At 62.1% G+C, this 24,349-nt stretch carries 19 protein-coding genes; 16 read left to right on the top strand and 3 right to left on the bottom strand.

Features of this window, described 5'->3' with window-relative positions:
- Positions 1–56: 56 nt before the first annotated feature.
- Both AC1RRC_RS18010 and orn read right to left on the bottom strand, forming a co-directional pair.
- Positions 57–2,384 (bottom strand): hypothetical protein, encoded by a 2,328-nt coding sequence (locus tag AC1RRC_RS18010; RefSeq protein WP_493056890.1) that lies wholly within the window; start codon positions 2,382–2,384, stop codon positions 57–59.
- 210 nt (positions 2,385–2,594) lie between these two features.
- Positions 2,595–3,182, bottom strand: coding sequence for an oligoribonuclease (gene orn, locus AC1RRC_RS18015; RefSeq protein ID WP_493056891.1), 588 nt, complete (start codon positions 3,180–3,182; stop codon positions 2,595–2,597).
- 47 nt (positions 3,183–3,229) lie between these two features.
- On the opposite strand from orn, the gene AC1RRC_RS18020 reads away from it, so the two are divergent.
- The 16 genes from AC1RRC_RS18020 to AC1RRC_RS18095 all read left to right on the top strand — a co-directional run bounded on the left by AC1RRC_RS18020 (position 3,230) and on the right by AC1RRC_RS18095 (position 23,204).
- On the top strand, positions 3,230–4,495 hold the full coding sequence (locus tag AC1RRC_RS18020; protein ID WP_493056892.1) for a M48 family metallopeptidase: 1,266 nt from the start codon (positions 3,230–3,232) through the stop codon (positions 4,493–4,495).
- 2 nt (positions 4,496–4,497) lie between these two features.
- Entirely contained in the window at positions 4,498–4,851 is a 354-nt protein-coding gene (locus AC1RRC_RS18025) for a 4a-hydroxytetrahydrobiopterin dehydratase (protein WP_493056893.1), read from the top strand.
- Positions 4,848–5,777, top strand: a complete 930-nt coding sequence (gene rsgA, locus AC1RRC_RS18030; protein ID WP_493056894.1) for a ribosome small subunit-dependent GTPase A — start codon at positions 4,848–4,850, stop codon at positions 5,775–5,777. The genes AC1RRC_RS18025 and rsgA overlap by 4 nt, the downstream gene beginning before the upstream one ends.
- Positions 5,778–5,921: 144 nt before the next feature.
- A complete protein-coding gene (locus AC1RRC_RS18035) occupies positions 5,922–8,774 on the top strand; it encodes an ATP-binding protein (protein WP_493056895.1) in 2,853 nt (950 codons plus the stop codon).
- 133 nt (positions 8,775–8,907) lie between these two features.
- On the top strand, positions 8,908–9,831 hold the full coding sequence (argF, locus tag AC1RRC_RS18040; protein WP_493056896.1) for an ornithine carbamoyltransferase: 924 nt from the start codon (positions 8,908–8,910) through the stop codon (positions 9,829–9,831).
- A 19-nt stretch (positions 9,832–9,850) separates the two neighbouring features.
- Positions 9,851–11,083 (top strand): argininosuccinate synthase, encoded by a 1,233-nt coding sequence (locus AC1RRC_RS18045; protein ID WP_493056897.1) that lies wholly within the window; start codon positions 9,851–9,853, stop codon positions 11,081–11,083.
- 195 nt (positions 11,084–11,278) lie between these two features.
- Positions 11,279–11,746, top strand: a complete 468-nt coding sequence (locus tag AC1RRC_RS18050) for a hypothetical protein (protein WP_493056898.1) — start codon at positions 11,279–11,281, stop codon at positions 11,744–11,746.
- Between the two features lie 87 nt (positions 11,747–11,833).
- Positions 11,834–12,319: a nuclear transport factor 2 family protein gene (locus tag AC1RRC_RS18055; RefSeq protein WP_493056899.1), complete on the top strand. Its 486-nt coding sequence runs from the start codon at positions 11,834–11,836 to the stop codon at positions 12,317–12,319.
- Between the two features lie 117 nt (positions 12,320–12,436).
- The gene (locus AC1RRC_RS18060; protein ID WP_493056900.1) at positions 12,437–14,248 is read left to right on the top strand and encodes a methyl-accepting chemotaxis protein; all 1,812 of its coding nucleotides are present in this window, start codon (positions 12,437–12,439) and stop codon (positions 14,246–14,248) included.
- 32 nt (positions 14,249–14,280) lie between these two features.
- Complete coding sequence (locus AC1RRC_RS18065) at positions 14,281–16,095, top strand: methyl-accepting chemotaxis protein (RefSeq protein ID WP_493056901.1); 1,815 nt, start codon at positions 14,281–14,283, stop codon at positions 16,093–16,095.
- Complete coding sequence (locus AC1RRC_RS18070; protein ID WP_493056902.1) at positions 16,092–16,562, top strand: chemotaxis protein CheW; 471 nt, start codon at positions 16,092–16,094, stop codon at positions 16,560–16,562. Before AC1RRC_RS18065 ends, AC1RRC_RS18070 begins: the two co-directional genes overlap by 4 nt.
- The gene (locus AC1RRC_RS18075) at positions 16,559–18,004 is read left to right on the top strand and encodes a CheR family methyltransferase (protein WP_493056903.1); all 1,446 of its coding nucleotides are present in this window, start codon (positions 16,559–16,561) and stop codon (positions 18,002–18,004) included. The genes AC1RRC_RS18070 and AC1RRC_RS18075 overlap by 4 nt, the downstream gene beginning before the upstream one ends.
- Positions 18,001–18,669, top strand: a complete 669-nt coding sequence (locus AC1RRC_RS18080; RefSeq protein ID WP_493056904.1) for a chemotaxis protein CheW — start codon at positions 18,001–18,003, stop codon at positions 18,667–18,669. The genes AC1RRC_RS18075 and AC1RRC_RS18080 overlap by 4 nt, the downstream gene beginning before the upstream one ends.
- Entirely contained in the window at positions 18,666–21,095 is a 2,430-nt protein-coding gene (locus tag AC1RRC_RS18085; protein ID WP_493056905.1) for a hybrid sensor histidine kinase/response regulator, read from the top strand. Before AC1RRC_RS18080 ends, AC1RRC_RS18085 begins: the two co-directional genes overlap by 4 nt.
- Positions 21,092–22,117: a chemotaxis-specific protein-glutamate methyltransferase CheB gene (gene cheB / locus AC1RRC_RS18090; RefSeq protein WP_493056906.1), complete on the top strand. Its 1,026-nt coding sequence runs from the start codon at positions 21,092–21,094 to the stop codon at positions 22,115–22,117. Before AC1RRC_RS18085 ends, cheB begins: the two co-directional genes overlap by 4 nt.
- A gap of 49 nt (positions 22,118–22,166) precedes the next feature.
- The gene (locus AC1RRC_RS18095; RefSeq protein WP_493056907.1) at positions 22,167–23,204 is read left to right on the top strand and encodes a diguanylate cyclase; all 1,038 of its coding nucleotides are present in this window, start codon (positions 22,167–22,169) and stop codon (positions 23,202–23,204) included.
- 87 nt (positions 23,205–23,291) lie between these two features.
- Here AC1RRC_RS18095 and murB read toward each other — a convergent pair whose 3' ends face one another.
- Entirely contained in the window at positions 23,292–24,320 is a 1,029-nt protein-coding gene (murB, locus tag AC1RRC_RS18100) for a UDP-N-acetylmuramate dehydrogenase (protein WP_493056908.1), read from the bottom strand.
- Between the last annotated feature and the right edge of the window lie 29 nt (positions 24,321–24,349).

The raw sequence follows: 24,349 nt of genomic DNA on the forward strand, positions 1-24,349 counted from the left end.
CGGCCGGCGTAAAAAAGGCCAGCGCGCAGCTGGCCTTTTTGCTGACGGAAGCCGGCTTACCTGCCGCCGCGCCCGCCCATGCGCAGCGCCGGCGACAGCGTGGCCGGCACCGGCACCACCAGCAGGTTGCGGTCGCCGATGATAAAGAGCGTATTGTCGTCATCGGCGATCACCATCTGCGCCACGTTATTGATGCAGCTAGGCAGCGACAGGGCGCCGGTGCAATCCGCGCGGTCCGCCACCGGAATTTGTCCCAGTATCGGATACGCCCCCCCGTTCGCGACCGGCGCACGGGTATTCAACACATAAATGCGCGGTGCGCCGGTGCCGTTCGTCGCATAGACATAGGCGGTGGCGCCATCACTGCTGAGCACAGCGGCCACCGGCGCCCATCCCGCAGGCGGCTTGATGGCGCCCTGCGCCACTTGCAGCTGGTTATACCCATTCATCACCAGCGTCGAGCCGATCATCCGGCCCAGCAGCCGCAACGAACCGTCGCGGCTGGCGGAGCTGTGCGTAAACGCATTGACCGACGTGGCCTGCGGCATCGGCACGAAGACGCCATTGTCCACACTGTAGAAAGTCAGTGGGCCCGGTACCGTCCCGGCGCCGGAAATCAGCATGTCCTTGCCATTGGCTGTCACCGCGCCATACGGCGCCAGGCCGCTCAGCGTTACGCTGGTGTACGGCGCCAGCACGCCGGTATCGAGATCGAGCATGCCATAGTTGGAAATCATGGCGCGGTTATCCCCCAGCACCGGCAATGGATTGCGCATGTAATCCGGCTGCGCGGTCCAGCTGCCGACCGGTATCGTTTGCAGCAACCCCAGGTCCGCCATACCCAGCTTCAGGAAGGAATTCGCACCGGACGAGGCGATCACCGCGCTGTGATCGCGCGTCAGGCCGATCGCTTCCACGCCGCTGGCAAAGGTGTTGGTGCCGGTTTGCTTGAAGGTGCCCGTGGTATCCGGCGCATAGCGTTCGATGGTCTTGTACGCATTGACCACGTACAGGGCTTTGCTGTCGTGGTCCCAGAGCAGCGAAGCCTTGTCGCCCGTGGTCGGTACCGCATGGTACGCATACGTTTGCGCCTCCAGCACTTTCAGCTTGACGGTGGAGACCGGCATGCCGGACGCATTGCTCAGCGTAACGTCATAGGTGCCGGCATCGAGCGGCGGCGCGAAAATCGTCAGCACCGCATCCCTGGCCGAGAACGCGATCGGGGAGAAATTACCGATGCGGACGGCAACGCTCTGGCCATTGACCGCCGACAGCCCCGTACCATACAGCAGCACCGTACCGCTGCGTCCCGGGCGCAGCGCATAGGTATCGGCCATGCGCAACTGGGCCATGTGCTTGTTGAGTTTAAACGCGATGGTCTTGGCGGGAATGCCCGTGATGGTCAGTGTCACGTTGGCCGTGTGCACGGTGGTGTTGGCCAGCGCGCCAGCCAGCGCCGTGTCCACGTGCCAGGTCATCTTGCCCCCCACCGCGCCGGTCGCGGTATCGAGCTTGAGCCACGGCTGGCTGCTGACCGCGGTCCAGGTGCCGGTAGTCACGCCGGTCACCGTCAGTTCGCCCTTCAGCGCATCCGGCGTGGCGGCACTGGACAGGTCGATATTGACGGTCTCGGCGATGACGACGCCGGAACCAACGGTAAACGTCACCGGCACTTTGGTCGACAATTCAGGCTGCGCCGCCACCAGTTCCAGATCCGCCTTGTAGGTGCCGGTGGCCAGGCCAGTCGCCGCGCCCTGCAAATCGAGGCCGCCGGTGGTATTGCGCGTGACTTTCAGCCACTGCACGGTCTGGCCGGTCGGATAGGTGACTTTATAACTGACATCGCCAGAGCCGGCCGGCTGCACCACGCCCAGTGCCAGGGTGGTGCTGGCGCCGCCTTCTGCCGCGGACAGCGTTACTTCCGCTTGCGACGGCTTGATCGCCGCACGCACTGTGATCGTGTAATTCACCGTGTGCGGCGAGCCTGGGTGCGCTTCGGTGCAGGCGGTGGTGGTGCACGCCTGCAGTTTGATGGTGCCGGAATACGTGCCCGCCTTCAGTGCCGGATCGGCGGAAATTACGATATTGCTGGCCAGCGCCCCGGCGTTTTCCACCGCGATCGGCATCAGGATGCCCTGCCCCGACGGTTCCGCCGTGAAGACCACGGTTTTCGTGGTGGTGGTGTTGGCGGTGGCGGTCACCGTACGCGTGACGGGGGTGGTTTTGCCTTCCACCACATCGAAATTCAGCGTCGCCGTGCTGAAGGAGAGCCGGAACGTTTCCGTGGGGGTGCCGGTATTGGTGCCGGTAGAGCTGCTGCCACCGCCTCCGCCGCCGCAGGCGGCCAGGGTGGCCAGCATGCAGGCCGTGATGATTTTCTTCATGTGTGTGTATGTGCCTGTACAGCGCTGTTAAGTATCAGACAAGTGTACCATGAGCAACATTTCCTGAGGAACATGCCGACATGGTTCCTCACTATGCCATCAGGCTGGAAGGAAAGGCCAGAAAATGCGAAACGGTGCGGGAAACCGGGGGCGGTTTGTGGCGAGTCTGCCGCGCCAGGACGGCGCGACATGGCGGAAATGACAACTAATTTACAGCTTGATGAAATGCTCGCGGTAGTAGCGCAGCTCTTCAATCGATTCCGTGATATCGGCCAGCGCGGTGTGTTTCTGGTGTTTCTTGAAACCGCCGACGATTTCCGGCTTCCAGCGCTTGCACAGTTCTTTCAAGGTCGACACGTCGATATTGCGGTAATGGAAGAATGCTTCCAGCGCCGGCATGTACTTGACCATGAAGCGGCGGTCCTGGCCGATGGTGTTGCCGCACATCGGCGCTTTACCCTTCGGCACCCACTGCTTCATGAAGGCGATCAATTCCGCTTCCGCCTGCGCTTCCGTCACGGTGGACGCCTTGACGCGGTCGGTCAGGCCGGAGCGGCCGTGCGTGCCTTTATTCCACGCATCCATCTTGTCCAGGGTTTCATCGGATTGATGAATTGCAAACACCGGGCCTTCCGCCAGGATATTCAAATGCATATCGGTGACGATGATCGCCACCTCGATAATGCGGTCCGTTTCCGGCTCCAGGCCGGTCATTTCCATATCGACCCAGACCAGGTTCATCTCGTTGGGACGTTGTTGTGCAGGAGCGGTGGTTGGGATTCCGGTCGCTTGTGACATAATTCTCTCTTGGCCAAAACAATCCGCCATTTTCTCACAGGCACAGAATGTATATCCACGCGTTTTCGATTTTGTTCGTATCTTTCCTCATCCTGACCCTGGCCGTCCGCTTCTGGCTGGCCTCGCGTCACATCCGCCATGTGCTGTCGCACCGCAGCGCCGTCCCGGCGGAATTTGCGGAAAAAATAGCATTGCAGGCCCACCAAAAAGCGGCGGATTACACGATTGCGCGCACCAAATTCGGCATGCTGTCGATGCTGGTCCACGCCGCGGTGCTGGTGGGTTTTACCCTGCTGGGCGGGCTGCAGTGGCTGTCGGTTGAAGTCTATCAACTGGCCGGTCCCGGCATGGCTTACCAGATCGGCTTGCTGGTGGCGTATGCCGCGATTTCCGGGCTGATCGATTTGCCGTTCGACTATTACCGCCAGTTCAGCCTGGAAGAGAGCTTTGGCTTCAACAAGATGACCCCTGGCTTGTTCTTCATGGACATCGTCAAAGGCGTCGGCGTCGGCGCCCTGATCGGCCTGCCGCTGGTATGGGTGGTGCTGACGCTGATGGAGAAAAGCGGCGCGCTGTGGTGGCTGTATGCGTGGCTGGTGTGGAGCGGCTTCCAGGTCTTGATCATGCTGCTGTATCCGACCGTGATTGCCCCGCTGTTCAACAAATTCACGCCGCTGGCCGATGAATCGCTGAAAGCGCGCATTGAAGGCTTGATGACCCGGGTCGGCTTTGCCTCCAAGGGGCTGTTCATCATGGATGGCTCGAAGCGCAGCGCGCATGGCAATGCGTATTTTTCCGGCTTTGGCGCCGCCAAGCGCATCGTGTTTTTCGATACGCTGATCGAACGCCTGGCGCCACAGGAAATCGAAGCGGTGCTGGCGCACGAACTGGGCCACTTCAAGCTCAAACACATCATCAAGCGCATCAGCGTGATGTTTGCGCTGTCGCTGGGCTTTTTGGCGCTGCTGGGCTGGCTGAAGACCCAGCCGTGGTTTTACATGGGGCTGGGCGTGAATCCGCTGGCGCTGCCTGGCGCCAGCAATGACGCCATGGCGCTGCTGCTGTTCATGCTGGTGCTGCCGGTGTTTACGTTCCTGCTGGGCCCGTTGACCTCGCTGTCGTCGCGCAAGCATGAATTCGAAGCCGACGCCTTTGCCGCGCAACACACGGATGCGCGCGACCTGGTGTCGGCCCTGGTGAAAATGTACGAAGACAATGCGTCGACCCTGACACCCGATCCGCTGCATTCGGCCTTTTATGATTCGCACCCGCCGGCCAGCATCCGTATCCGGCACTTGAACGTGGGAGTTTGATCATGAAAATCGATTCCGCCAACAGCTTGCTGGCGCTGCACTGCGCGCCGGCCAAGGAAGCCTTGTCCGAGCAGGAAGCCGCGCGCCTGGCCGCGCTGTTGCCATCCTGGAAGCTGGAAAACAGCAAACTGGTGCGCACTTACGCCTTTGCCGATTATTACAAGACACTGGCCTTTGTGAATGCCCTGGCCTACGTCACGCACCAGCAAGACCACCACCCCGAACTGACCGTCACCTACAACCGCTGCGTGGTGCGTTACGACACGCATTCCGTCAACCACGGCAAAGGCGGCTTATCCATCAACGATTTCATTTGCGCCGCCAAGGCTGATGCCCTGGTGGCGGAGGGTAAATGAGCAAACAACCTATTATCGGCACGGTGATCGCGGCGCATGGCCGCCATTACCTGGCCACCGCCACCATCGAGGGTGAACAGCACCGCCTGCAATGCGTCACGCGCGGCAAGAAAACCAATGTCGCCGTGGGCGACCTGGTCAAGCTGACCCTGACTTCGGCCGACCAGGCCGTCATCGATGCGATAGTCGAACGCAAGACCCTGCTGTACCGCTCGGACCAGTACAAATCCAAGCTGCTGGCGGCCAACGTCACGCAACTGTTCATCGTGGTGGCGACGGAACCCGGCTTTGCCGATGACCTGATCTCGCGCGCCCTGGTGGCGGCGGAAGCGGCCGGCATCGAAGTACGCCTGATCCTCAACAAGACCGACGTGGAAGCGGCCCTGCCGCGCGCGCGCGAACGCTTGCAGGTGTACGCCAAATTGGGCTACCCGGTGCATGAAGTTTCGGCCAAGGCGCAGCCGGAACAGACGGTCGCCATGCTGCAGCCGCTGCTGGCGGGCCACCACTCGATCCTGATCGGCCAGTCCGGCATGGGCAAGTCGTCGCTGATCAACCTGATCGTGCCGGACGCCGATATCGCCACCCGTGAAATTTCCGAAGCGCTCGACACTGGCAAGCACACGACGACGTTTACCCGCCTGTACCAGATCCCCGGCCTGGACGACAAAAATGGACAAAACAGCGCCATCATCGACTCGCCCGGCTTCCAGGAATTCGGCCTGTACCATTTAAGCGAAGGCATGCTGGAACGGGCCTTCCGCGACTTCACGCCCTACCTTGGTGGTTGCAAATTTTACAACTGCCGCCATTTGAGCGAACCGCAGTGCGCCGTGCTGGACGCGGTGGCCCGTGGCGACATCGCGAAAATGCGACACGAACTGTATGGACAACTGTTGCATGAGTCGGCGCAGACGCTCTATTGATGCGCCGCTTACCCGTTGACTATTCAACAAGTCTCTTGTCAGCCATTTAAAAAGTCAATTGCAGCTTTCAATGCTGTAGAGCATTATTGTGACAAGACGTATCTGACACTAATACCAGGGAGCATCAGCGCACAGGGGTAGTCGATGGACATGTTCGCGGTGGACGACGAAGTCGCACAGTGGGAAGTGGCCCTGCTCCCGCTGCGCGGCGCCGCGCGTTTGCCGCTGCTGTTGCCGCTGGCCTGGCATATGCGCCAGCGCGACAGTGCCCGCGCCGACCAGCTGGCGGCCGAGGCGCAATCCCTGCTCGATCCCGACGGCACGGCCGATGACACCGAGAACCACGCCCGGAGCTATGCCCGCATGCTGCTGGTGCGGGCCGAAGTGCAATGGCTCAATGGCGCGCTCGACGCGGCCGAAGCCCAGGCGCGGCAAGCCTTTTCCACCTTGTGCGCCCGCGGCGACCATGCCGGCTGCGCCGATGCGCACTGGCTGCAGGCATGGATCGCGATAGACCGGGGCGACCATGGCCGGCGCGATACGGAACTGGCGCTGGCGCTCGATGCCGCCGAAGCGGCCGGCGACACCCGGCGCCACCGCATCATCGAAGCGGTGACGGGACGCTGGGAAATCCTGCGCAATCCCACCTGCGCGACCTACTGGACGCCACGCCTGATCCGCAGCAATGGCGCCGACTTCCACGCCCTGACGCCGGACATTGCCACCTGGGTCAATGATTACTTCGGTATCGCCTGCAGCCAGTCCAGCAATTTCGGCACGGCGGCCGGCCATTACATCCAGTGCTACGAAAAGGCGCTCGATACCGGCCAGTTGCGGACCGCGATTACCGCCGCCACCAACATCGGCGAAGACTATACCAACCTGAACAACCACCAGGCGTCGCTGGAATGGATGCAGTGCGCACTGGACCTGTCGCGCCCGACCGGCTGGCCACGCAGCGTTGGCGCCAGCCTGATGCATACGGCCGACACCATGCGCCGCCTGGGCCGCATCGAAGCGGCCGAGGAATTGCTGCGCGAAGCGCTCGAGATCCTGGCGCCCGTATCCGGCGCGCGCAGCTATGCGATTGCGTTGCAATACCTGGGCGACCTGTCGCTGGACAAGGATGATTACACTGGTGCGCTGGATGCCTTTACGCGGCTGGGCGCGCGGGCGTCGGCCCTGCAACAGGCTGATTTTTTCACTGTCGCCAAGCGCGGCCAGGCCCATGCGCTGTCGTGCCTGGACCGGCCGCACGAAGCGCTGGCCGCGGCCCATGAAGCGGTGCGCCTGGCCGACGAACAACACAATGTGTACCACCACATCCTGGCGCTGCGCGTCCTGGCCATCATCCACCGCCGCCATCCGCTACCGGCGCCGGAAGGGATGACGGAACTGAACGCCAGCCTGCATTACCTGCACCAGGCCATGGCGGTGGGCGACACCATCGATGGCTATACCCTGCCCGGCGACTTGCTGGACGCGGTGGCGATTGAATATGCGCAGGCCGGCAGTTACCAGCAAGCATATGAAACCTCGCTGGCGGCGCGCGCCGCGTGGGACAAGACCCACAGTGAAGAAGCCACCAACCGCGCCATCGCCATGCAGGTGCACCACGAAACCGAACATGCGCGCGCCGAGGGCTTGCATCACCTGGAGCTGGCGGCAGCCGAAGCGCGCCGCGCGGAATTGCTGCAGCAAACCAGCGAAACATTGGAACGCCTGTCCGCCATCGGCCAGGAAATCACGGCGCACCTCGATGCCAGCGCCGTGTTCGATGTATTGAACCGCCATGTGCAGGCGCTGCTGTCGGCCCATACCTTTGCCATTTACCTGCACGATGCGGCCGCCGCCGCGCTGGTGCGCGCCTTCGGCCTGGAAGGCGGTGTCAAACTGCCCACCAATGTGATCCCGCTCGATTCGCCGGCGTCGTACTCGGTGCGCGCGCTGCATGAACAGCGCGAAGTGTACGTGGAGGATTTATCCCGGGGGACGTATTACGCGGTCACGCCGGGCACCTGCCCCAACCTGTCGGGCTTGTATGTGCCGCTGCTGGCGGGCGAACGGTCGCTGGGCGTGATGACCGTGCAATCGCTGGCGGCCTGCGCCTATGGCGAACGGGAGCGGCTGATTTTCCGGACCCTGTGCGCCTATGGCGCCATCGCACTGGATAACGCGGAAACCTACCGCCAGTTGCAAAATGCGCAGACCCAGCTGGTGTCCCAGGAAAAACTGGCCGCGCTGGGCTCGCTGATGGCCGGCGTCGCCCACGAACTGAATACGCCGATCGGCAACAGCCTGCTGATCGCCAGCACGCTGCAGCAAAAAACCACGGAAATCGAAGCGCAAATGAATGGCGCCGGCTTGCGCCGCTCCGACCTGGCCAATTACATCGCGGATTCCAGGAAGGCATCGGAACTGGTGATGCGGGGCCTGACCAGCGCCGCCGACCTGGTCAACAGCTTTAAACAGGTGGCGGTGGACCGCACCACGGAACAGCGCCGCATGTTCAACTTGCAGCAAGTCACGCATGAAGTCGTGGCCACCATGATGAACCGCATCCGCAACGCCAACCACGCGATTGAATACGACGTGCCGGACGGCCTGGCGATGGACAGCTATCCCGGCCCGTTCGGCCAGGTGATTGCCAATTTTATTAATAATGCCTTGCTGCACGCATTTGAACACAAGCCCCACGGCTACATGAAGCTGACGGCGTCCGCCAGCGGCGACAGCCGGGTCATCGTCACATTCAGCGACAATGGCAGCGGCATCGCGCCCGAGCATTTGAAGCGGATTTTCGATCCCTTCTTCACGACCAAGCTGGGCCAGGGTGGCAGTGGGCTCGGGTTGTCGATCAGCTATAACATCGTGACGTCGCTGCTGGGCGGGCAAATTGCCGTGGTCAGCGGCGCCGATGGCACAACTTTCACGCTGGAATTACCCCTTACCGCACCGGCGCATGAGGATTCCGGACCTGCCGCTATTTATCATTAATTCAATCTTTTAAGCCGCTAAATAACCGCTATAGCAGCATTCCCACCACCGTTACAATTTCGCCGTATAATGTTTTGCTAAGCTGGCGATACAGGCACCCCCGCCTCTGTCGGCGCCAACCTACGTTGTCATTATGTCTACCGCAAAACCGATCCGGCATTACCTCCAGTTTTCCGACCTGTCGTTGGAAGAATATGAGTACGTAATCGAGCGCGCAAACATCATCAAGCGCAAGTTCAAGAACTATGAGCCCTACCACCCGCTGGTGGACCGCACGCTGGTCATGGTGTTCGACAAGAACTCCACCCGTACCCGCCTGTCGTTCGAAGCCGGCATGCACCAGCTGGGCGGCGCGGCGATTTACCTGAACACGCGCGACAGCCAGCTGGGCCGTGGCGAACCGGTGGAAGACGCGGGCCAGGTGATGTCCCGCATGTGCGACATCATCATGGTGCGTACCTTTGGCCAGGAAATCATCGAACGTTTCGCGGCGTTTTCGCGCGTGCCGGTGATTAACGGCCTGACCAACGAACACCATCCGTGCCAGGTCTTTGCCGACATCTTCACGTTCTATGAACACCGCGGCTCGATCAAGGGCAAGACGGTGGCGTGGGTGGGCGATGCCAACAACATGCTGTATTCGTGGCTGCAAGCGGCGGAAATCTTTGGTTTCCACGTCAATGTGTCGACGCCAAAGGGCTACGACATGGACATGAAACTGGTCAATACCAAGCACTACACGTTCTTTGAAAACCCGGCCGATGCCTGCGAAGGCGCCGACCTGGTCAACACCGACGTGTGGACCAGCATGGGCTATGAAGCGGAAAACGCGGCGCGCCTGAAAGCGTTCGACGGCTGGATCGTCGACAGTGCGAAAATGGCCCGTGCCAAGCCCGATGCGCTGTTCATGCACTGCCTGCCCGCCCACCGCGGCGAAGAAGTGGCGGCCGACGTGATCGACGGCCCGCAATCGGTGGTGTGGGATGAAGCGGAAAACCGCCTCCACATTCAGAAAGCATTGATCGAATTCCTGCTTTTGGGCCGGTTAGACAAATAATCTTTTAAGAGGAAAAGCAATGAGCGATGTAAAAAAAGTCGTCCTCGCCTACTCGGGCGGCCTGGACACCTCCGTGATCCTGAAATGGCTGCAGGATAACTACCAGTGCGAAATCGTCACCTTCACCGCTGACCTGGGCCAGGGCGAAGAACTGGAACCAGCCCGCGCCAAGGCGCTGAAGTTCGGCATCAAGCCTGAAAACATCTACATCGACGATGTGCGCGAAGAATTCGTGCGCGACTTCGTGTTCCCGATGTTCCGCGCCAACACCGTGTACGAAGGCGAATACCTGCTGGGCACGTCGATTGCCCGTCCGCTGATCGCCAAGCGCCTGATCGAAATCGCCAACGAGACCGGCGCCGACGCCATCTCGCACGGTGCGACCGGCAAGGGCAATGACCAGGTGCGTTTCGAACTGGGCGCCTATGCGCTGAAACCAGGCGTGCGCGTGATTGCTCCGTGGCGCGAATGGGATCTGCTGTCGCGCGAAAAACTGTTGAAGTACGCGGAAGACGCGGGCATCGACATCGACATGAAGCACAAGAACGGCGGCGCGCCGTACTCGATGGACGCCAACCTGCTGCACATCTCGTTCGAAGGCCGCCACCTGGAAAACCCAAGTGCGGAAGCCGAAGAATCGATGTGGCGCTGGACCGTGTCGCCGGAAGCGGCGCCGGACCAAGCGGAATACCTGGATGTCGAATTTGAAAAAGGCGACATCGTTGCCCTGAACGGCGTGCGCATGTCGCCGGCCACGGTGTTGACCGAGCTGAACCGCCTGGGCGGCAAGCACGGCATCGGCCGCCTGGACCTGGTGGAAAACCGCTACGTCGGCATGAAGTCGCGCGGCTGCTACGAAACCCCTGGCGGCACCATCATGCTGCGCGCGCACCGCGCCATCGAATCGATCACGCTGGACCGCGAAGTGGCCCACCTGAAAGACGACCTGATGCCGCGTTACGCCTCGCTGATCTACAACGGCTACTGGTGGGCGCCGGAACGCGTTGCTCTGCAAACGCTGATCGACCACACGCAACAGACCGTGAACGGCTGGGTGCGCATCAAGCTGTACAAAGGCAATGTCATCGTCGTTTCGCGCGATTCGAAAACCGATTCGCTGTTCGACCAGACCATCGCCACCTTCGACGAAGACGGCGGCGCCTACAACCAGGCCGATGCCGGTGGCTTCATCAAGCTGAACGCACTGCGTATGCGCATTGCGGCGAACGCACGCCAGAAGCGCGGGCAGTAATCGCTGTACCGCCGCTGTGATGCTGGGGCCACCTTCGGGTGGCCTTTTTGTTTGGTGCTGCCGGGCCGCCAAGGTGGGTTTGCCGGGCGGGATAGGGGTGTGTTACAGTTTGGTAATTTTTTGATAATAAACGAAGATGCTGCTGTTCGGTAATGCGCCGATCAGGATGCCTGCATAACGCCCCGCGTTGACCTTATGAATCGCACCCTCGCGTTCGCACTTATCGCAATCGTCATCCTGTCGCCGAGCCGAGCGTTCAGCAAGGAGTGTACGCGTGATGAGGGCTACGCAGCCGAAGTCGTCACGGACTACTTAAACTCCTGGGAAAATGTGTATCTGTTCTATACGCAGTTTGGCCACTGCTACGATGGTGCAATTGCCGAGGGTGCTGAAGACAAGATGCAACTCCTCTGGGGCAACCATTGGAAGGGCCTTCCGCAAATGATCGCGCTGACGAAGAAGAACCCTGAATTCAGAGCATTCGTTTGGCGCGCCCTTCAGTCAGAAGCTTTTCCTCGAGACATCTTCGCAAGAGTCTTGCAGAACGCCACTCGCAGGTGTCCGCCAGCAGCAAGCGAGTTCTGCAAGGAAGTCAAGAATGCCGCCAAGCGGCATGGCAGCTCTGCCCCCTCTGTCGAACGGACGTCTTCCAGTCACCATTGACGTGAATGAGGAAGCGGCAGCAGTTAGAGAAGCGGTGAAGAAAACACTTGAGGCGTCCGCACGAGCCCTTACTCGGAGATCACAGAAATGCGCAGGATTCTTTTAACTATCTCGGCGTGCCTCGCGATTACAGCCAATCCGGCGCACGCCCAAGTTGCCGTTCAAGCCAGCCTGGATCATGAAAAGCTGGTTGCCAGCGCCGATCCCCGTCTGGCCGCAAACAAGCGCCTTGTTTACGACTTCTGGCGGGAGGTATTTGAAGGCGGCCATATGGAGCTTGCCGAGAAGTACATGGCCGAGTCGTACATCCAGCACAACCCAACGGTTCCGACAGGTCGTGCGGCATTCGTCGACTTTTTTTCCAAGTTCGCCAAGCCCAGGCCGATTGAACCCAAGGTCAAAGCACCGTTGGTTTCCATCGTCGCGGAAGGCGACTACGTCGTACTGAGCTTCGTCCGCGAAATCGCCGAACCGTCAGATCCCGCCAAGAAGTACACGACCACGTGGTTCGACATGTTCCGCATCGAGAATGGCAAGATTGCGGAGCACTGGGACGGTGCCCAGAAGAAATGAGTATCTGTGCGTAGCAGCATGACGCCCGGCTTAATTCAAGCAGCGGCGTAACAGACCTATTCTTTCCCCCTTTTGTTGTCGGCAGCGCTACACTTTGATTTCTATCAAGGAGCGCCAATGAAAGACTTGCGAATTAAAACCAAGCTGGCCGGTGGACTGGGAGCGATTGTCTTGTTGCTGCTGGTCCTCCTCGCCATCGCCTACAACAATTTCAATCGCCTGTCCGACGCCAATGACTGGGACCGCCACACGCGCGAAGTCCTGCAAGAGACCAATCTGATTGCCGTGTCGGTGCTGCAGATCCAGAATTCCACCCGGGGTTTCATGTTGACGGGCAATGAAGCGCTGGTGGAAGTCATTCCCCGCGAGGAAGAAGCCATGCGTGTCCACCACGCCGCGCTGCTGCGGTTAACTGTCGACAATCCGGCACAACAACAGCGCCTGCAAAAGATGGGGCCGCTGATGGTGGACTGGGTGCAAAACATCATCAAACCGCTGTTGGAAAAGCGGCGCGAACTGAATAAAAAAGTCGGCGTTTCGCAACAGGTGGCCACCTCCGCCGACGTGCTGAACGGCGCGCAAATCATTGCGGAAGTGCGCAAGCTGATTGCCGAGATGAATGCGGAAGAACAGCGCTTGCTGACGGCCCGCGCGGCGGCGACGCAGGAACTGCAACAGGCGCAGAAATGGCTGCTGGGCGGCGGCGGGATGGTGGTGGCGGTGCTGGCCAGTGTGATCGGCTGGCTGCTGGGCCGCGCGCTGCTGGAACCGTTGACCATCCTGCTGCAAGCGGTGGGCCGCCTGGCGTCCGGTGAACAAGGCGCCCGCGTGCACGTGGTGTCCAATGATGAAATGGGCCAGGTCGGCCACGCCTTCAATAATATGGCGCAAGCGATCCAGGACAACCTGCACCGTGAAATCTCGGCGGCCAACGAATTGCGCACCAAGGTTGATGCCCTGCTCGCGACGGTATCGCAAGCGGCATCGGGCGACCTGACCGGCAAGATCACTGTCACCGGCGACGACGCCATCGGCCGCCTGGGCCATGGCCTGGCGACCATGCTGGGCAACTTGCGCGCCCTGATCAACAACGTGCAACGGGCCGGCATCCAGGTCACCACCTCCGCCACGGAAATCGCCGCGTCGGCCAAGCAGCAGGAAGCCACCGGCATGGAACAGGCGCAAACCAGCGTGGAAATCCTGTCCACCACCAAGGAGATTTCATCGAATACCCAGCAATTGCTGAAGACCATGGAAGACGCCACCGCCGTGGCCGATTACACCACCAGCGCCACCGCCGAGGCGCAGGATAATTTGCAGCGCATGGACCAGACCATGCAGCACATGGTGTCCGCCACCGATTCGATCAACGCCAAGCTGGCCGCGCTGTCGGAAAAAGCGTCCAACATCAACAGCGTGCTGGCCACCATCACCAAGGTGGCCGACCAGACCAACATCCTGTCGCTGAACGCCGCCATCGAAGCGGAGAAAGCCGGCGAAGCGGGCCGGGGCTTCTCGGTGGTGGCGACGGAAATCCGCCGCCTGGCGGACCAGACCTCGGTCTCGACCTGGGATATCGAGCAAATGCTGAAGGAAATGCAGTCCGCCGTATCGGCCAGTGTGATGGGCATGGACAAGTTTTCCGAGGAAATCCGGCGCAGCGTGACGGAAGTGCGGCGCGTGGTGGAACAATTGTCCGGCGTGATGGGCCAGGTGCAAAAGCTGGCGCCGCAATTTGACGCGGTATTGCAGGGCATGCAGTCGCAAGCGGTCGGTGCCCAGCAAATCACGGAAACCATGATGCAGTTGAACGACGCCACCCAGCAAACCGTGGATTCGCTGAAATCCACCAGTGAAGCGGTACGGCAGCTGCAATTTGCGGCGGGCGATTTGCAAACCAGTGTCGCCACCTTTGCCGTCAATACCTGACAGGAAGAACCCGCATCAGCGCCGGAGAAAACATGTTCAACAACCTGAGTATCAAGAAGAAATTGTATGCAGGCTTCGGCGCAATCCTGGTGATCCTGCTGGTGCTGCTGGCCTCGGCCTATGACAACTTCATCCGCCTGTCCGATGCAAACCGGCTCGACAAGCACACCATGGAAGTCATGCTGGAAGCGGACCGGATTGAAAATGTGGCGCTGGAAATCCAGGCCGTTGGGCGCGCCTATTTCCTGAATGGGAACGAAGCGGGCATCGCCCGTATGCCCGACCTGGAGCGGCGGCTGCAAAACCATGTCGCCAAGGCGATTACGCTGACCGCCGACAACCCGTTGCAAAACAGCCGCTTCCGCCAGCTGGACAACATGACGCGGGATTGGATCACCAATTACGTGCGCAAGCTGATCGAGTATCGCCGATCCCTCTCGGACACGCCTTACCCGGCGGATCAGATGGGGCGTTCGACGTTGCTGAAGGAAGGCTTTCAGGCCATTGCCGGCATGACCCAGGTCATTGAAGCGGCGGCGGCGGAAGAAAACCGGCTGTCCGGCGTCCGGGCCAAAAACACCGAACAATTACGCGACACCATGCTGCTGGTGCTGGCCGGCGGCGGCGCATTGTGCGTCGTGCTGGCGGCCGGCATCGCTTACCTGCTGGTCAACGCGCTGACGGCTCCACTGAACGGCTTGACGCAAACCGTCAGCCGCATTGCATCGGGCGACCAGTCGGCACGGGTCCAGGTGACGTCCAACGATGAACTGGGCCAGGTCGGCTATGCCTTCAACGACATGGCGCAAGCGATCCAGGACAATATGCACCGTGAAATCTCGGCGGCCAACGAATTGCGCACCAAGGTCGATGCCCTGCTCGATACCGTATCGAAGGCCGCATCGGGCGACTTGACGGGCAAGGTGACTGTCTCCGGTGACGACGCCATCGGCCGCCTGGGCCATGGCTTGGCCACCATGTTCGATAACCTGCGCACCCTGATCAACAATGTGCAAAAGGCCGGCATCCAGGTCACCACCTCCGCCACGGAAATCGCCGCATCGGCCAAGCAGCAGGAAGCCACCGGTGTGGAACAGGCGCAAACCAGCGTGGAAGTGCTGTCCACCACCAAGGAAATTTCATCGAATACCCAGCAATTGCTGAAGACCATGGAAGACGCCACCGCCGTGGCCGATTACACCACCAGCGCCACCGCCGAGGCGCAAGATAATTTGCAGCGCATGGACCAAACCATGCAGCACATGGTGTCCGCCACCGATTCGATCAACGCCAAGCTGGCCGCGCTGTCGGAAAAAGCCAGCAACATCAACAGCGTGCTGGCGACGATTACCAAGGTGGCCGACCAGACCAACATCCTGTCGCTGAACGCCGCCATCGAAGCGGAGAAAGCCGGTGAAGCGGGCCGTGGCTTCTCGGTGGTGGCGACGGAAATCCGCCGCCTGGCGGACCAGACCTCGGTCTCGACCTGGGACATCGAGCAAATGCTGAAGGAAATGCAGTCCGCGGTATCGGCCAGCGTGATGGGCATGGACAAGTTTTCCGAGGAAATCCGGCGCAGCGTGACGGAAGTGCGGCGGGTGGTGGAACAATTGTCCGGCGTGATGGGCCAGGTGCAAAAGCTGGCGCCGCAATTTGACGCGGTGTTGCAGGGCATGCAGTCGCAAGCGGTCGGCGCCCAGCAAATCACGGAAACCATGATGCAGTTGAACGACGCCACCCAGCAAACCGTGGATTCGCTGAAATCCACCAGTGAAGCGGTACGGCAGCTGCAATTTGCGGCGGGCGACTTGCAGTCCAGCGTCACGACCTTTGCGGTGAATGCATGAAGCTCCTGGTCTTCCATATCGGGCCTGACCGCTACGGCTTGCCGCTGCGGCAGATCCAGCGCGTGTTGCCGCTGATGGAATTAAAGCGCGTGCCGCTGGCGCCGCACGCGGTGGCCGGACTGATGAACCTGCACGGCCAGCCCGTGCCCGTGATCGACCTGGCGCGGCTGGCCGGTTACGAAGCCAGCGCCGGCCACTTCGATACCCGGATCGTGCTGGCCGATTACACCTTGCCCGGCGGCGCGGTCCGGGCGCTGGGCTTGCTGGCGGAACGGGTGCTGGGGGTGCAGGAAATCAATCCGGCGGATTTGAGCGATCCCGGGGTGCGGGCCGCGCCGTTCCTGGGCCAGGTCAGCGGATGCGCGCAAGAAGGCAGCACCGGCGCCGGCATGGTGCAGCTGGTGGTGCTGGACCGGCTGTTGCCGGCCGAGGTGCGCGACGCGCTATTCCCCGAGGTGGCGGCGTGAGCGCGCAAGCGATGATCCGCAGCGCGACCGGCCTGAACGTGTCGCGCGCGCAGGCCGAGCGCGCCATCCGCCAGCGCATGGAGCGCACCGGTGAAGTCAACCGCGACCATTACCTGGCCGCGCTGTCGTCCCACGAATTGACGGAACTGGTGGAGTTGCTGGTGGTGCCGGAATCCTGGATGTTCCGCGATCCACAGGCATTCCAGACCGCGGTCGACTATGTCCAGGGGTGGCTGCCGGGCCGCACGCAGCCGGTGCGCATCCTGTCGGTGCCGTGCGCGGGCGGCGAAGAACCGTATTCCATGGCGATGGCGCTGTTCGATGCGGGCATCGCCCCCGCCGGCTTTACCATCGACGCCATCGACCTCAGCCCCGTCTGCGTGGCGCGGGCGCGGGCCGGCATGTATGGCCGCAATGCGTTCCGCAGCAAGGACCTGGCATTCCGCGACAAATACTTCGACGCGGCGGACAACGACACTTACCGCATCAACGATGCCGTGCGGACGCAAGTGCGGATCACCCAGGGCAACTTGCTGGACATGGACGCGTCGGTCTACGCCCGCTATTACAACGTGATTTTTTGCCGCAATCTGCTGATTTATTTCGACAAGCCCACCACGGCCAACGCCATCGCGCGCCTGTCGTCCATGCTGGACGACGATGGCGTGCTGTTTGCGGGCTACGCGGAAGTGCCGTCGTTTACGCAGCATGGTTTTACGCCGCTGCCGCACCGCTACGCCTTTGCGCTGAAAAAAGACCCGGATCCCGCGCCGCGCTACGCCACGCTGCCACGGCCCGGCGATACGGTACCGGAACGGCGGACGGCGCCCCGCCCTGCCGGCGTCCCCTGGACTGGCGCCGCCAGTGCCGCCGCCGCTGCCGCCATCGGGGCGGCATCGGCTGGCCGTGGCGCCCTGCCATCATCCGCTGCGCCGCGCCAGGCGCAGCCAGCACCATCCGCCCTGTCGTCAACGGCACGGCGCGCCGCGTCATCGCCCGCCGCCCCGCCCTCCCTGCCTGCCGCCGCGTTCTTGCCCGCCGGCAGGCGCTCCGCCGCAGGCGCGGCGCAGCCGTCACCCGCTGCCATACCGGCGCACGACGGCGCCGGCAAAGCAGGCGCCGCCATCGCCACCGCGCGCGCCCTGGCCGACCGTGGCCAGCACGCGCAAGCGGCCGACGCCTGCCAGGCGGTGCTGGCTGCCGATCCGCATTCCGCCGAAGCCTACTTCATCCTGGGCATGCTGCGCGAACAGGCGCAGGACGCCAGGGAGGCGGAACAGTATTGGCGCCGCTGCATCTACCTGCAGCCCGACCACTATGAAGCACTGTGCCACCTGGCGCTGTTGGCCGAGCAGCAAGGCAACGCGGATGGCGCGGCGGCGTTGAAAGCACGGGCGCGCCGCATTTACCAGCGCAGCAACGCAACGAGAACTGAACCATGACGGTGGAACAAACCATAACTGATTGCTGGAACCGCATCGGCATCCGCGGCGACCACAGTTGCGAACTGTTGCAACAGCATATCCATTGCCGCAATTGCAGCGTGTATGGCCAGGCGGCGCAATTGAACCTGCAGCGCGCCGTGGGCGACGGCTACCAGCGGGAATGGGCGGAACACTTCCGCCAGCCGCCCGACAGCGACGCCAAGCACGACAGTTCCAGCCTGGTGTTCCGCATCGGCGACGAATGGCTGGCGCTGCCCACCTCGATGTTCGTGCTGGTGGCGCCCCAGGCCTTGCCGCACAAGCTGCCGCACCGCAGCGCGCGCGGACTGGCCGGCGTCGTCAACGTGGGCGGCAAGCTGTATCCCTGTATCGCGCTGGCGGAATTGCTGGGCGTGTCCTCCGCCTTGACCACACCTCGCACCGGCCGCCACACGTTTGCGCGGCTGTTGCTGGTGCAATGGGAGCAGCAAGCGTATGCCCTGCCCGTGGCGGACTTGCACGGCATCGTGCGTTATGCGTCGGCCGCCGTGCAGGCGCCGGCCGCCACCATCAACAAGGGACTGCAGCGCTACCTGACCGGCGTGGTCGAACATGACGGCATGATGATCGGCTGCCTGGATGCCGGCTTGCTGGGCCACCAATTTGCAAGGAGCCTGCGTTGAGCAACGAACAAAATGGCGACTTGAGCCAGTTTTCCATGCAAGAGCTGTTCCGCATGGAAGCGGACGCGCAAACCATGATCCTCACGGACGGCTTGCTGGCGGTCGAACGCTCGGGCGCCGACGCCTCGGCGGTGGAGCCGATGATGCGCGCCGCCCATTCCATCAAAGGGGCGGCCGCTATCGTCGGGCTCGATTCCATCGTGCAGCTGGCGCATGCGATGGAAGACGCCTTCATCGCGGCACAGCACGGCAAGCTGAAACTGACGCCGAACCGGGTCGACGTGCTGCTGGCCGGCGTGGACCTGGTGCTGCAAGTGTCGCGGCTCGATGACGCCGGCGTCGCGCCTTGGCTGGCCGCCAATGGCGCCCTGTTCCAAAACACGCTGACCGCGATCCACGGCATCGCCTTCCTGCCGGAACCGCTGGATTTGCCGCCGGTATTTGCCGCGCCATCCGCGCCATCCGCGTCATCGGCACCATTCGCATCATCGGCACCATCGGCACCATCGGCATCATCAGCGCCGTCCACACCATCAGCACTGTCCGCAAGCGCCGTCGCCTCGGCAGCTCCGGCAGCCTCGGCACCGGCGGAAATCCCTGCCTTGGACGACGGCAGCGGCGCCGTGCCCGGCACAGTCCCGCCATCCGCGGCCGACGGTGACGGACCAGCGCCGGCCGCAGGCAGCCGTCCGGCGCCCGGCAAGGCGAACCAGGCCTTTGACCGCCTGCTGTCGCTGGCCAGCGAAGCGCGCATCCACGCGCACCAGATGCACCCGCTGCTGCAAGCGATGCAGCGCTTCAAGCGCAGCCAGGCCAGCCTGTTTGCCGTGGTCGAACAATTGCATGAAGCGATATCCGTCAGCCACGACCCGGCGCTGAAAGAAAAATCGCTGCTGGCGCTGCAAAAAACGCAGCCGCTGAAGCAATTCGTGCTGGAGCACATCGCCGACTTTGAAAACTGGGAACGCAAGCTGCTCAACGTGTCGCAAAACATGGTCGATGAAGTGCTGGCCATGCGCATGCGCCCCTTCCGTGACGGCGTCCAGCATTTTCCACGCATGGTGCGCGACCTGGCGCGCAGCCTGGGCAAGGATGTGCAACTGCGTATCGTCGGTGAAGACACGCTGGTGGACCGCGATATCCTGGCCCGCATTGAAAGCCCGCTGAACCACATCTTGCGCAACGCGGTGGACCACGGCATGGAAGACCCGGCCGGCCGCGCCGCCGCAGGCAAGCCGCCATGTGGCACCGTGGTGATGGAAGCGCGGCACCGGGCCGGCATGCTGTCGATTGAGATCAGCGACGACGGGCGTGGCGTCGATCTGGAGAAAATCCGCCGCACCGTGGTGGAACGCAAGATGGCCAGCGCCAGCATGGCGCAAGCGATGTCGCAGGCGGAATTGATGGAATTTTTATTCCTGCCCGCGTTCAGCCTGAAGGAAAACACCACGGAAATTTCCGGCCGGGGCGTCGGCCTCGATATCGTGCACGACACCATACGCGACCAGAATGGCACGGTGCGCATCGAGTCCGAGCTGGGCAAGGGTTTTACCACCCACATTACCTTGCCGCTGACGCAATCGATCGTGCGCGCACTGGTGGTGGACATCAAGGGCGAAGCCTATGCGGTGCCGATCGTCAAGGTCGAGCGCATCGTCAAGGTCCCGCCGGGCGCCATCCACACGCTGGAAAACAAACAGTTCTTCGACCACGAAGGCGAACACCTGGGATTGGTCTCGGCCTCGCAAGTGCTGGAACTGGGCGACAGCACGCCGGCCGACGACGAATTACCGGTGGTGGTGATCGGCACCGGCGCGCGCCGTTATGCGATGGTGGTCGACGCCATCCGGGGCGAAGAAAGCCTGGCGGTGCAGGCGATCGACCCGATCTTCGGCAAGATGCGCGACATTTCCGCCGCCGCCCTGCTTGATAACGGCGAACCCGTGCTGATCCTCGACGTGCCGGACTTGCTGGTGTCGATCGACAAACTGCTGCATGAAGGCGCGCTGCACCAGCTGGCGCGCACCGGCCACCTGGAGCGGCGCAAACTGAAACGCATCCTGGTGGTGGACGACTCGCTGACAGTACGCGAAATGGAGCGTAAGCTGCTGGTAAGCCGTGGTTTCGAAGTCGATATCGCGATCGATGGCATCGATGGCTGGAACGTGGTGCGCAGCGGCGAATACGACCTCGTGATCACCGACGTCGACATGCCGCGCATGGATGGCATCGAACTGGTGTCGCTGATCAAAAAGGACATCCACTTGCACAAGTTGCCTGTCATGATCGTGTCGTACAAGGACCGGCCGGAAGACCGCGCGCGCGGCATGGCGGCCGGCGCCGATTATTATTTGACCAAGGGCAGTTTTCACGACGAGACGTTGCTCGATGCGGTTGCAGACTTGATCGGAGACGCCCACAAATGAAAATCGGTATCGCCAACGATGTCGCCATGGCGGCGGAAGCGCTGCGCCGCGTGGTGGCCAGCACGGCCGAACACCAGGTGGTGTGGATTGCCCGCACCGGCGTGGAAGCCGTGCGCAAGTGTGCGGAAAACCGCCCCGACCTGGTGCTGATGGATTTGAACATGCCGGAACTCGATGGCGTGGAAGCCACCCGGCAAATCATGGAGCAAAGCCCGTGCGCCATCCTCGTGGTCACGGGACGGCCACAGGATTCGGTCAATCAGGTGTTCCGCGCGCTGGGCGCCGGTGCGCTCGATGTCACCGCCACGCCGATGTTGCAGGGCAAAGCCGATGGCGCCACCGAATTGCTGGCCAAGATCCGCACCATGGATAAGTTGATCCGCCACAGCGGCGGCAATCAATCGATGCAACCGCGCTGCCCGACCTCCGCGCCGGAGCAGCGCAATACTGGCGTCACGCGGCTGGTGGCGATCGGCGCGTCGACCGGCGGTCCGGTCGCGGTCTCGAAAATGCTGGCCGGATGGGCGCCGGCGCCCGGCTGTGCGATTGTTGTGGTGCAGCATATCGATGAACACTTTGCCGACCATTTCGCCCGCTGGCTGGGCGAGCAATTGACGATCCCGGTGCGCACCGTCGACGATGGCGACAGCCTGTGTCCCGGTGTGGTCTTAGTGGCAAAAAGTAACGACCACCTGGTGCTGGATAAAGACTACCGCTTGGGTTACGATGCAGCACCAAGGGATTACGCCTATCGTCCGTCGGTTGACGTGTTTTTCCGGTGCGTTGCACGCCATTTCCAAGGAGATGCCGTAGGGGTTTTACTTACCGGGATGGGCCGCGACGGTGCGGAAGGATTGCTGGCCATGCGCCAGGCCGGCCACACCACCATTGCGCAAGACCAGGCGACCAGCGCGGTATATGGCATGCCGCGCGCGGCGGTCGAACTGGATGCGGCGCAGATGGTTCTGCCGCTGGACAAGATTGGGCCGATGATACGCAGTACGACCGGCAGCCGCAGCTGACAGCAATGTGTCAGCTGACGAGGTGCCGGCGCATAACCATGAGAATTACATGTCTGACACCACGTTGCCCCGGTCCATCCAGCAAGCGGATGCGGAACCCGGCCTGACCATATTCAAGGTCCGCGTCTTGCTGGTAGATGACCAGTTGATCATTGTCGAAGCCGTGCGCCGCATGCTGAGCGAACAGGCCGACATTGAATTCCATTACGTCACCGATGCCACGCTGGCGGCACAGGCGGCAGTGCAGTTGCAACCCACCGTCATCCTGCAAGACCTGGTGATGCCGAACATCGACGGCTTCGGCCTGATCAAGCAATACCGCGACGACGAAGCGCTGCGCCATGTGCCCGTGATCGTGTTGTCGGCCAAGGAAGATCCGAAACTCAAAGCGCACAGCTTTGCCGTGGGCGCCAACGATTACATCGTCAAGCTGCCCGATAAGCTGGAATTGCTGGCCCGCGTACGCTACCACTCGAATGCCCACATCAGCCGTTTGCAGCGCGACCAGGCTTTCCGCTTCCTGCGCGAAAGCCAGAAGCAACTGGCCGACGCCAACATCGAACTGCAAAAGCTCGCCGCGCTCGATGGTTTGACCGGCATCGCCAACCGCCGCCGCTTCGATGACGCGATGCGCGTGGAGTGGCAGCGCGCCCAGCGCGACCGCCAGCCGCTGTCGCTGCTGATGTGCGATATCGACTGCTTCAAGCTGTACAACGATACCTATGGCCACCTCAGCGGCGACCTGTGCCTGAAAAAGGCCGCCGCCGTGCTGACCGAACACTTGAAACGCCCGGCCGACCTGACGGCCCGTTACGGTGGTGAAGAATTTGCCATCGTCTTGCCCGATACGCCACTGGCCGGCGCCCTGAGCGTGGCGGAAGATTGCGTGCGCCACCTGGAAAACCTGCACATCACGCACAGCGGTTCGCCGTCGGGCGTGGTGACCATGTCGGTCGGTGTCGCCAGCATCATTCCGACCCCGGAATCAAGTGTGGAAGCCTTGATTGCCATGGCGGACAAGGCGCTGTATGCGGCCAAGCATGGCGGCCGCAATCAGGTCGCGTCAGCGGCCAATCCCGCAACCTGAGACAGGCCACAAAGCCTCAGATAACCAGGCTGGTATTCCGTAGGTCGGTTTTGCCGGAGGCAAAGCCGACATCGCAGACCTGCGGCTTCAAACAAACACCGGCTCAACCTCCAGCATTACCCCAAACCGTTGCTGCACATCGGCCTGGATCGCACGCGCCAGCGCCAGCACGTCCGCCCCGGTCGCCCCGCCCCGGTTCACCAGCACCAGCGCCTGCTTTTCATAGACCCCGGCATTGCCCAGCGAGCGCCCTTTCCACCCGCACTGGTCGATCAGCCACCCCGCCGCCAGCTTCTCGGTTCCATCCGGCTGACGGTGATGCACCAGCGTGGGAAATTGCGTCAGCAAATGCGCGCAAGCCTCGGCCGGCACCACCGGGTTCTTGAAGAAACTCCCCGCATTGCCGATCTCGGCCGGGTCCGGCAACTTGCGGCGGCGCACGGCAATCACGGTATCGGCCACGTCGCGCGCGGTTGGCGCGGTAATGCCTTGCGCCGCGACGGCCTGCGCCAGTTCCGCATAGCGCAGGTTCGGCGTCCACGCCTTCGGCAGGGCAAACGTCACGTCGACAATGATCAGCCCGCGCCCGGCGTCCTGCTTGAAGATGCTGTCGCGGTAGGCAAAGCGACACGCATCGCGCGCCATCGTCACGAATTGCCCGGTGGCGGGATCATAAGCGGTCAGGCTGAGGAAATAATCCTTGGTTTCCGCGCCATACGCGCCAATATTCTGGATCGGCGCGGCGCCCACGGTGCCGGGAATCAGCGACAGGTTTTCCAGACCCGGCATGCCCTGCTCCAAGGTCCACTGGACAAACGCATGCCAGTTTTCACCGGCGGCGGCGCGCACGTGGTGGTGGGTGGCCGTGCCGGCCAGCGTTTCCCGCCCTTGCAGCGCCATGTGCAGCACCAGGCCGTTGACATCCCCGGTCAGCAGCACATTACTGCCGCCGCCCAGCACCAGCCGCGGCAAGGCGGCCAGCGCCGGATCGGCCAGCGCGGCCTGCAATTGGGCCCCGGATTCCACCCGCAAATACGTTGCGGCGCGGGCGGCAATGCCAAAAGTGTTGAGTGACGTGAGAGGGAATTCGTGGACGATGGGGAGATTTACTTGCATGGCTGACCGAGTATTTTGGTCAATTATAG

The organism is Pseudoduganella sp. GW821-FHT12E03, from assembly GCF_058807115.1.

Bases quoted from the DNA above. Each gene is read 5' to 3' on its own strand.
- AC1RRC_RS18080 (WP_493056904.1), top strand. From the start codon at position 18,001: ATGACGGTGGAACAAACCATAACTGATTGCTGGAACCGCATCGGCATC.
- AC1RRC_RS18050 (WP_493056898.1), top strand. From the start codon at position 11,279: ATGAATCGCACCCTCGCGTTCGCACTTATCGCAATCGTCATCCTGTCG.
- argF (WP_493056896.1), top strand. From the start codon at position 8,908: ATGTCTACCGCAAAACCGATCCGGCATTACCTCCAGTTTTCCGACCTG.
- AC1RRC_RS18020 (WP_493056892.1), top strand. From the start codon at position 3,230: ATGTATATCCACGCGTTTTCGATTTTGTTCGTATCTTTCCTCATCCTG.
- AC1RRC_RS18035 (WP_493056895.1), top strand. From the start codon at position 5,922: ATGGACATGTTCGCGGTGGACGACGAAGTCGCACAGTGGGAAGTGGCC.
- AC1RRC_RS18070 (WP_493056902.1), top strand. From the start codon at position 16,092: ATGAAGCTCCTGGTCTTCCATATCGGGCCTGACCGCTACGGCTTGCCG.
- murB (WP_493056908.1), bottom strand. From the start codon at position 24,320: ATGCAAGTAAATCTCCCCATCGTCCACGAATTCCCTCTCACGTCACTC.
- AC1RRC_RS18065 (WP_493056901.1), top strand. From the start codon at position 14,281: ATGTTCAACAACCTGAGTATCAAGAAGAAATTGTATGCAGGCTTCGGC.
- AC1RRC_RS18060 (WP_493056900.1), top strand. From the start codon at position 12,437: ATGAAAGACTTGCGAATTAAAACCAAGCTGGCCGGTGGACTGGGAGCG.
- AC1RRC_RS18025 (WP_493056893.1), top strand. From the start codon at position 4,498: ATGAAAATCGATTCCGCCAACAGCTTGCTGGCGCTGCACTGCGCGCCG.
- AC1RRC_RS18055 (WP_493056899.1), top strand. From the start codon at position 11,834: ATGCGCAGGATTCTTTTAACTATCTCGGCGTGCCTCGCGATTACAGCC.
- cheB (WP_493056906.1), top strand. From the start codon at position 21,092: ATGAAAATCGGTATCGCCAACGATGTCGCCATGGCGGCGGAAGCGCTG.
- orn (WP_493056891.1), bottom strand. From the start codon at position 3,182: ATGTCACAAGCGACCGGAATCCCAACCACCGCTCCTGCACAACAACGT.
- AC1RRC_RS18045 (WP_493056897.1), top strand. From the start codon at position 9,851: ATGAGCGATGTAAAAAAAGTCGTCCTCGCCTACTCGGGCGGCCTGGAC.
- AC1RRC_RS18010 (WP_493056890.1), bottom strand. From the start codon at position 2,384: ATGAAGAAAATCATCACGGCCTGCATGCTGGCCACCCTGGCCGCCTGC.
- rsgA (WP_493056894.1), top strand. From the start codon at position 4,848: ATGAGCAAACAACCTATTATCGGCACGGTGATCGCGGCGCATGGCCGC.
- AC1RRC_RS18095 (WP_493056907.1), top strand. From the start codon at position 22,167: ATGTCTGACACCACGTTGCCCCGGTCCATCCAGCAAGCGGATGCGGAA.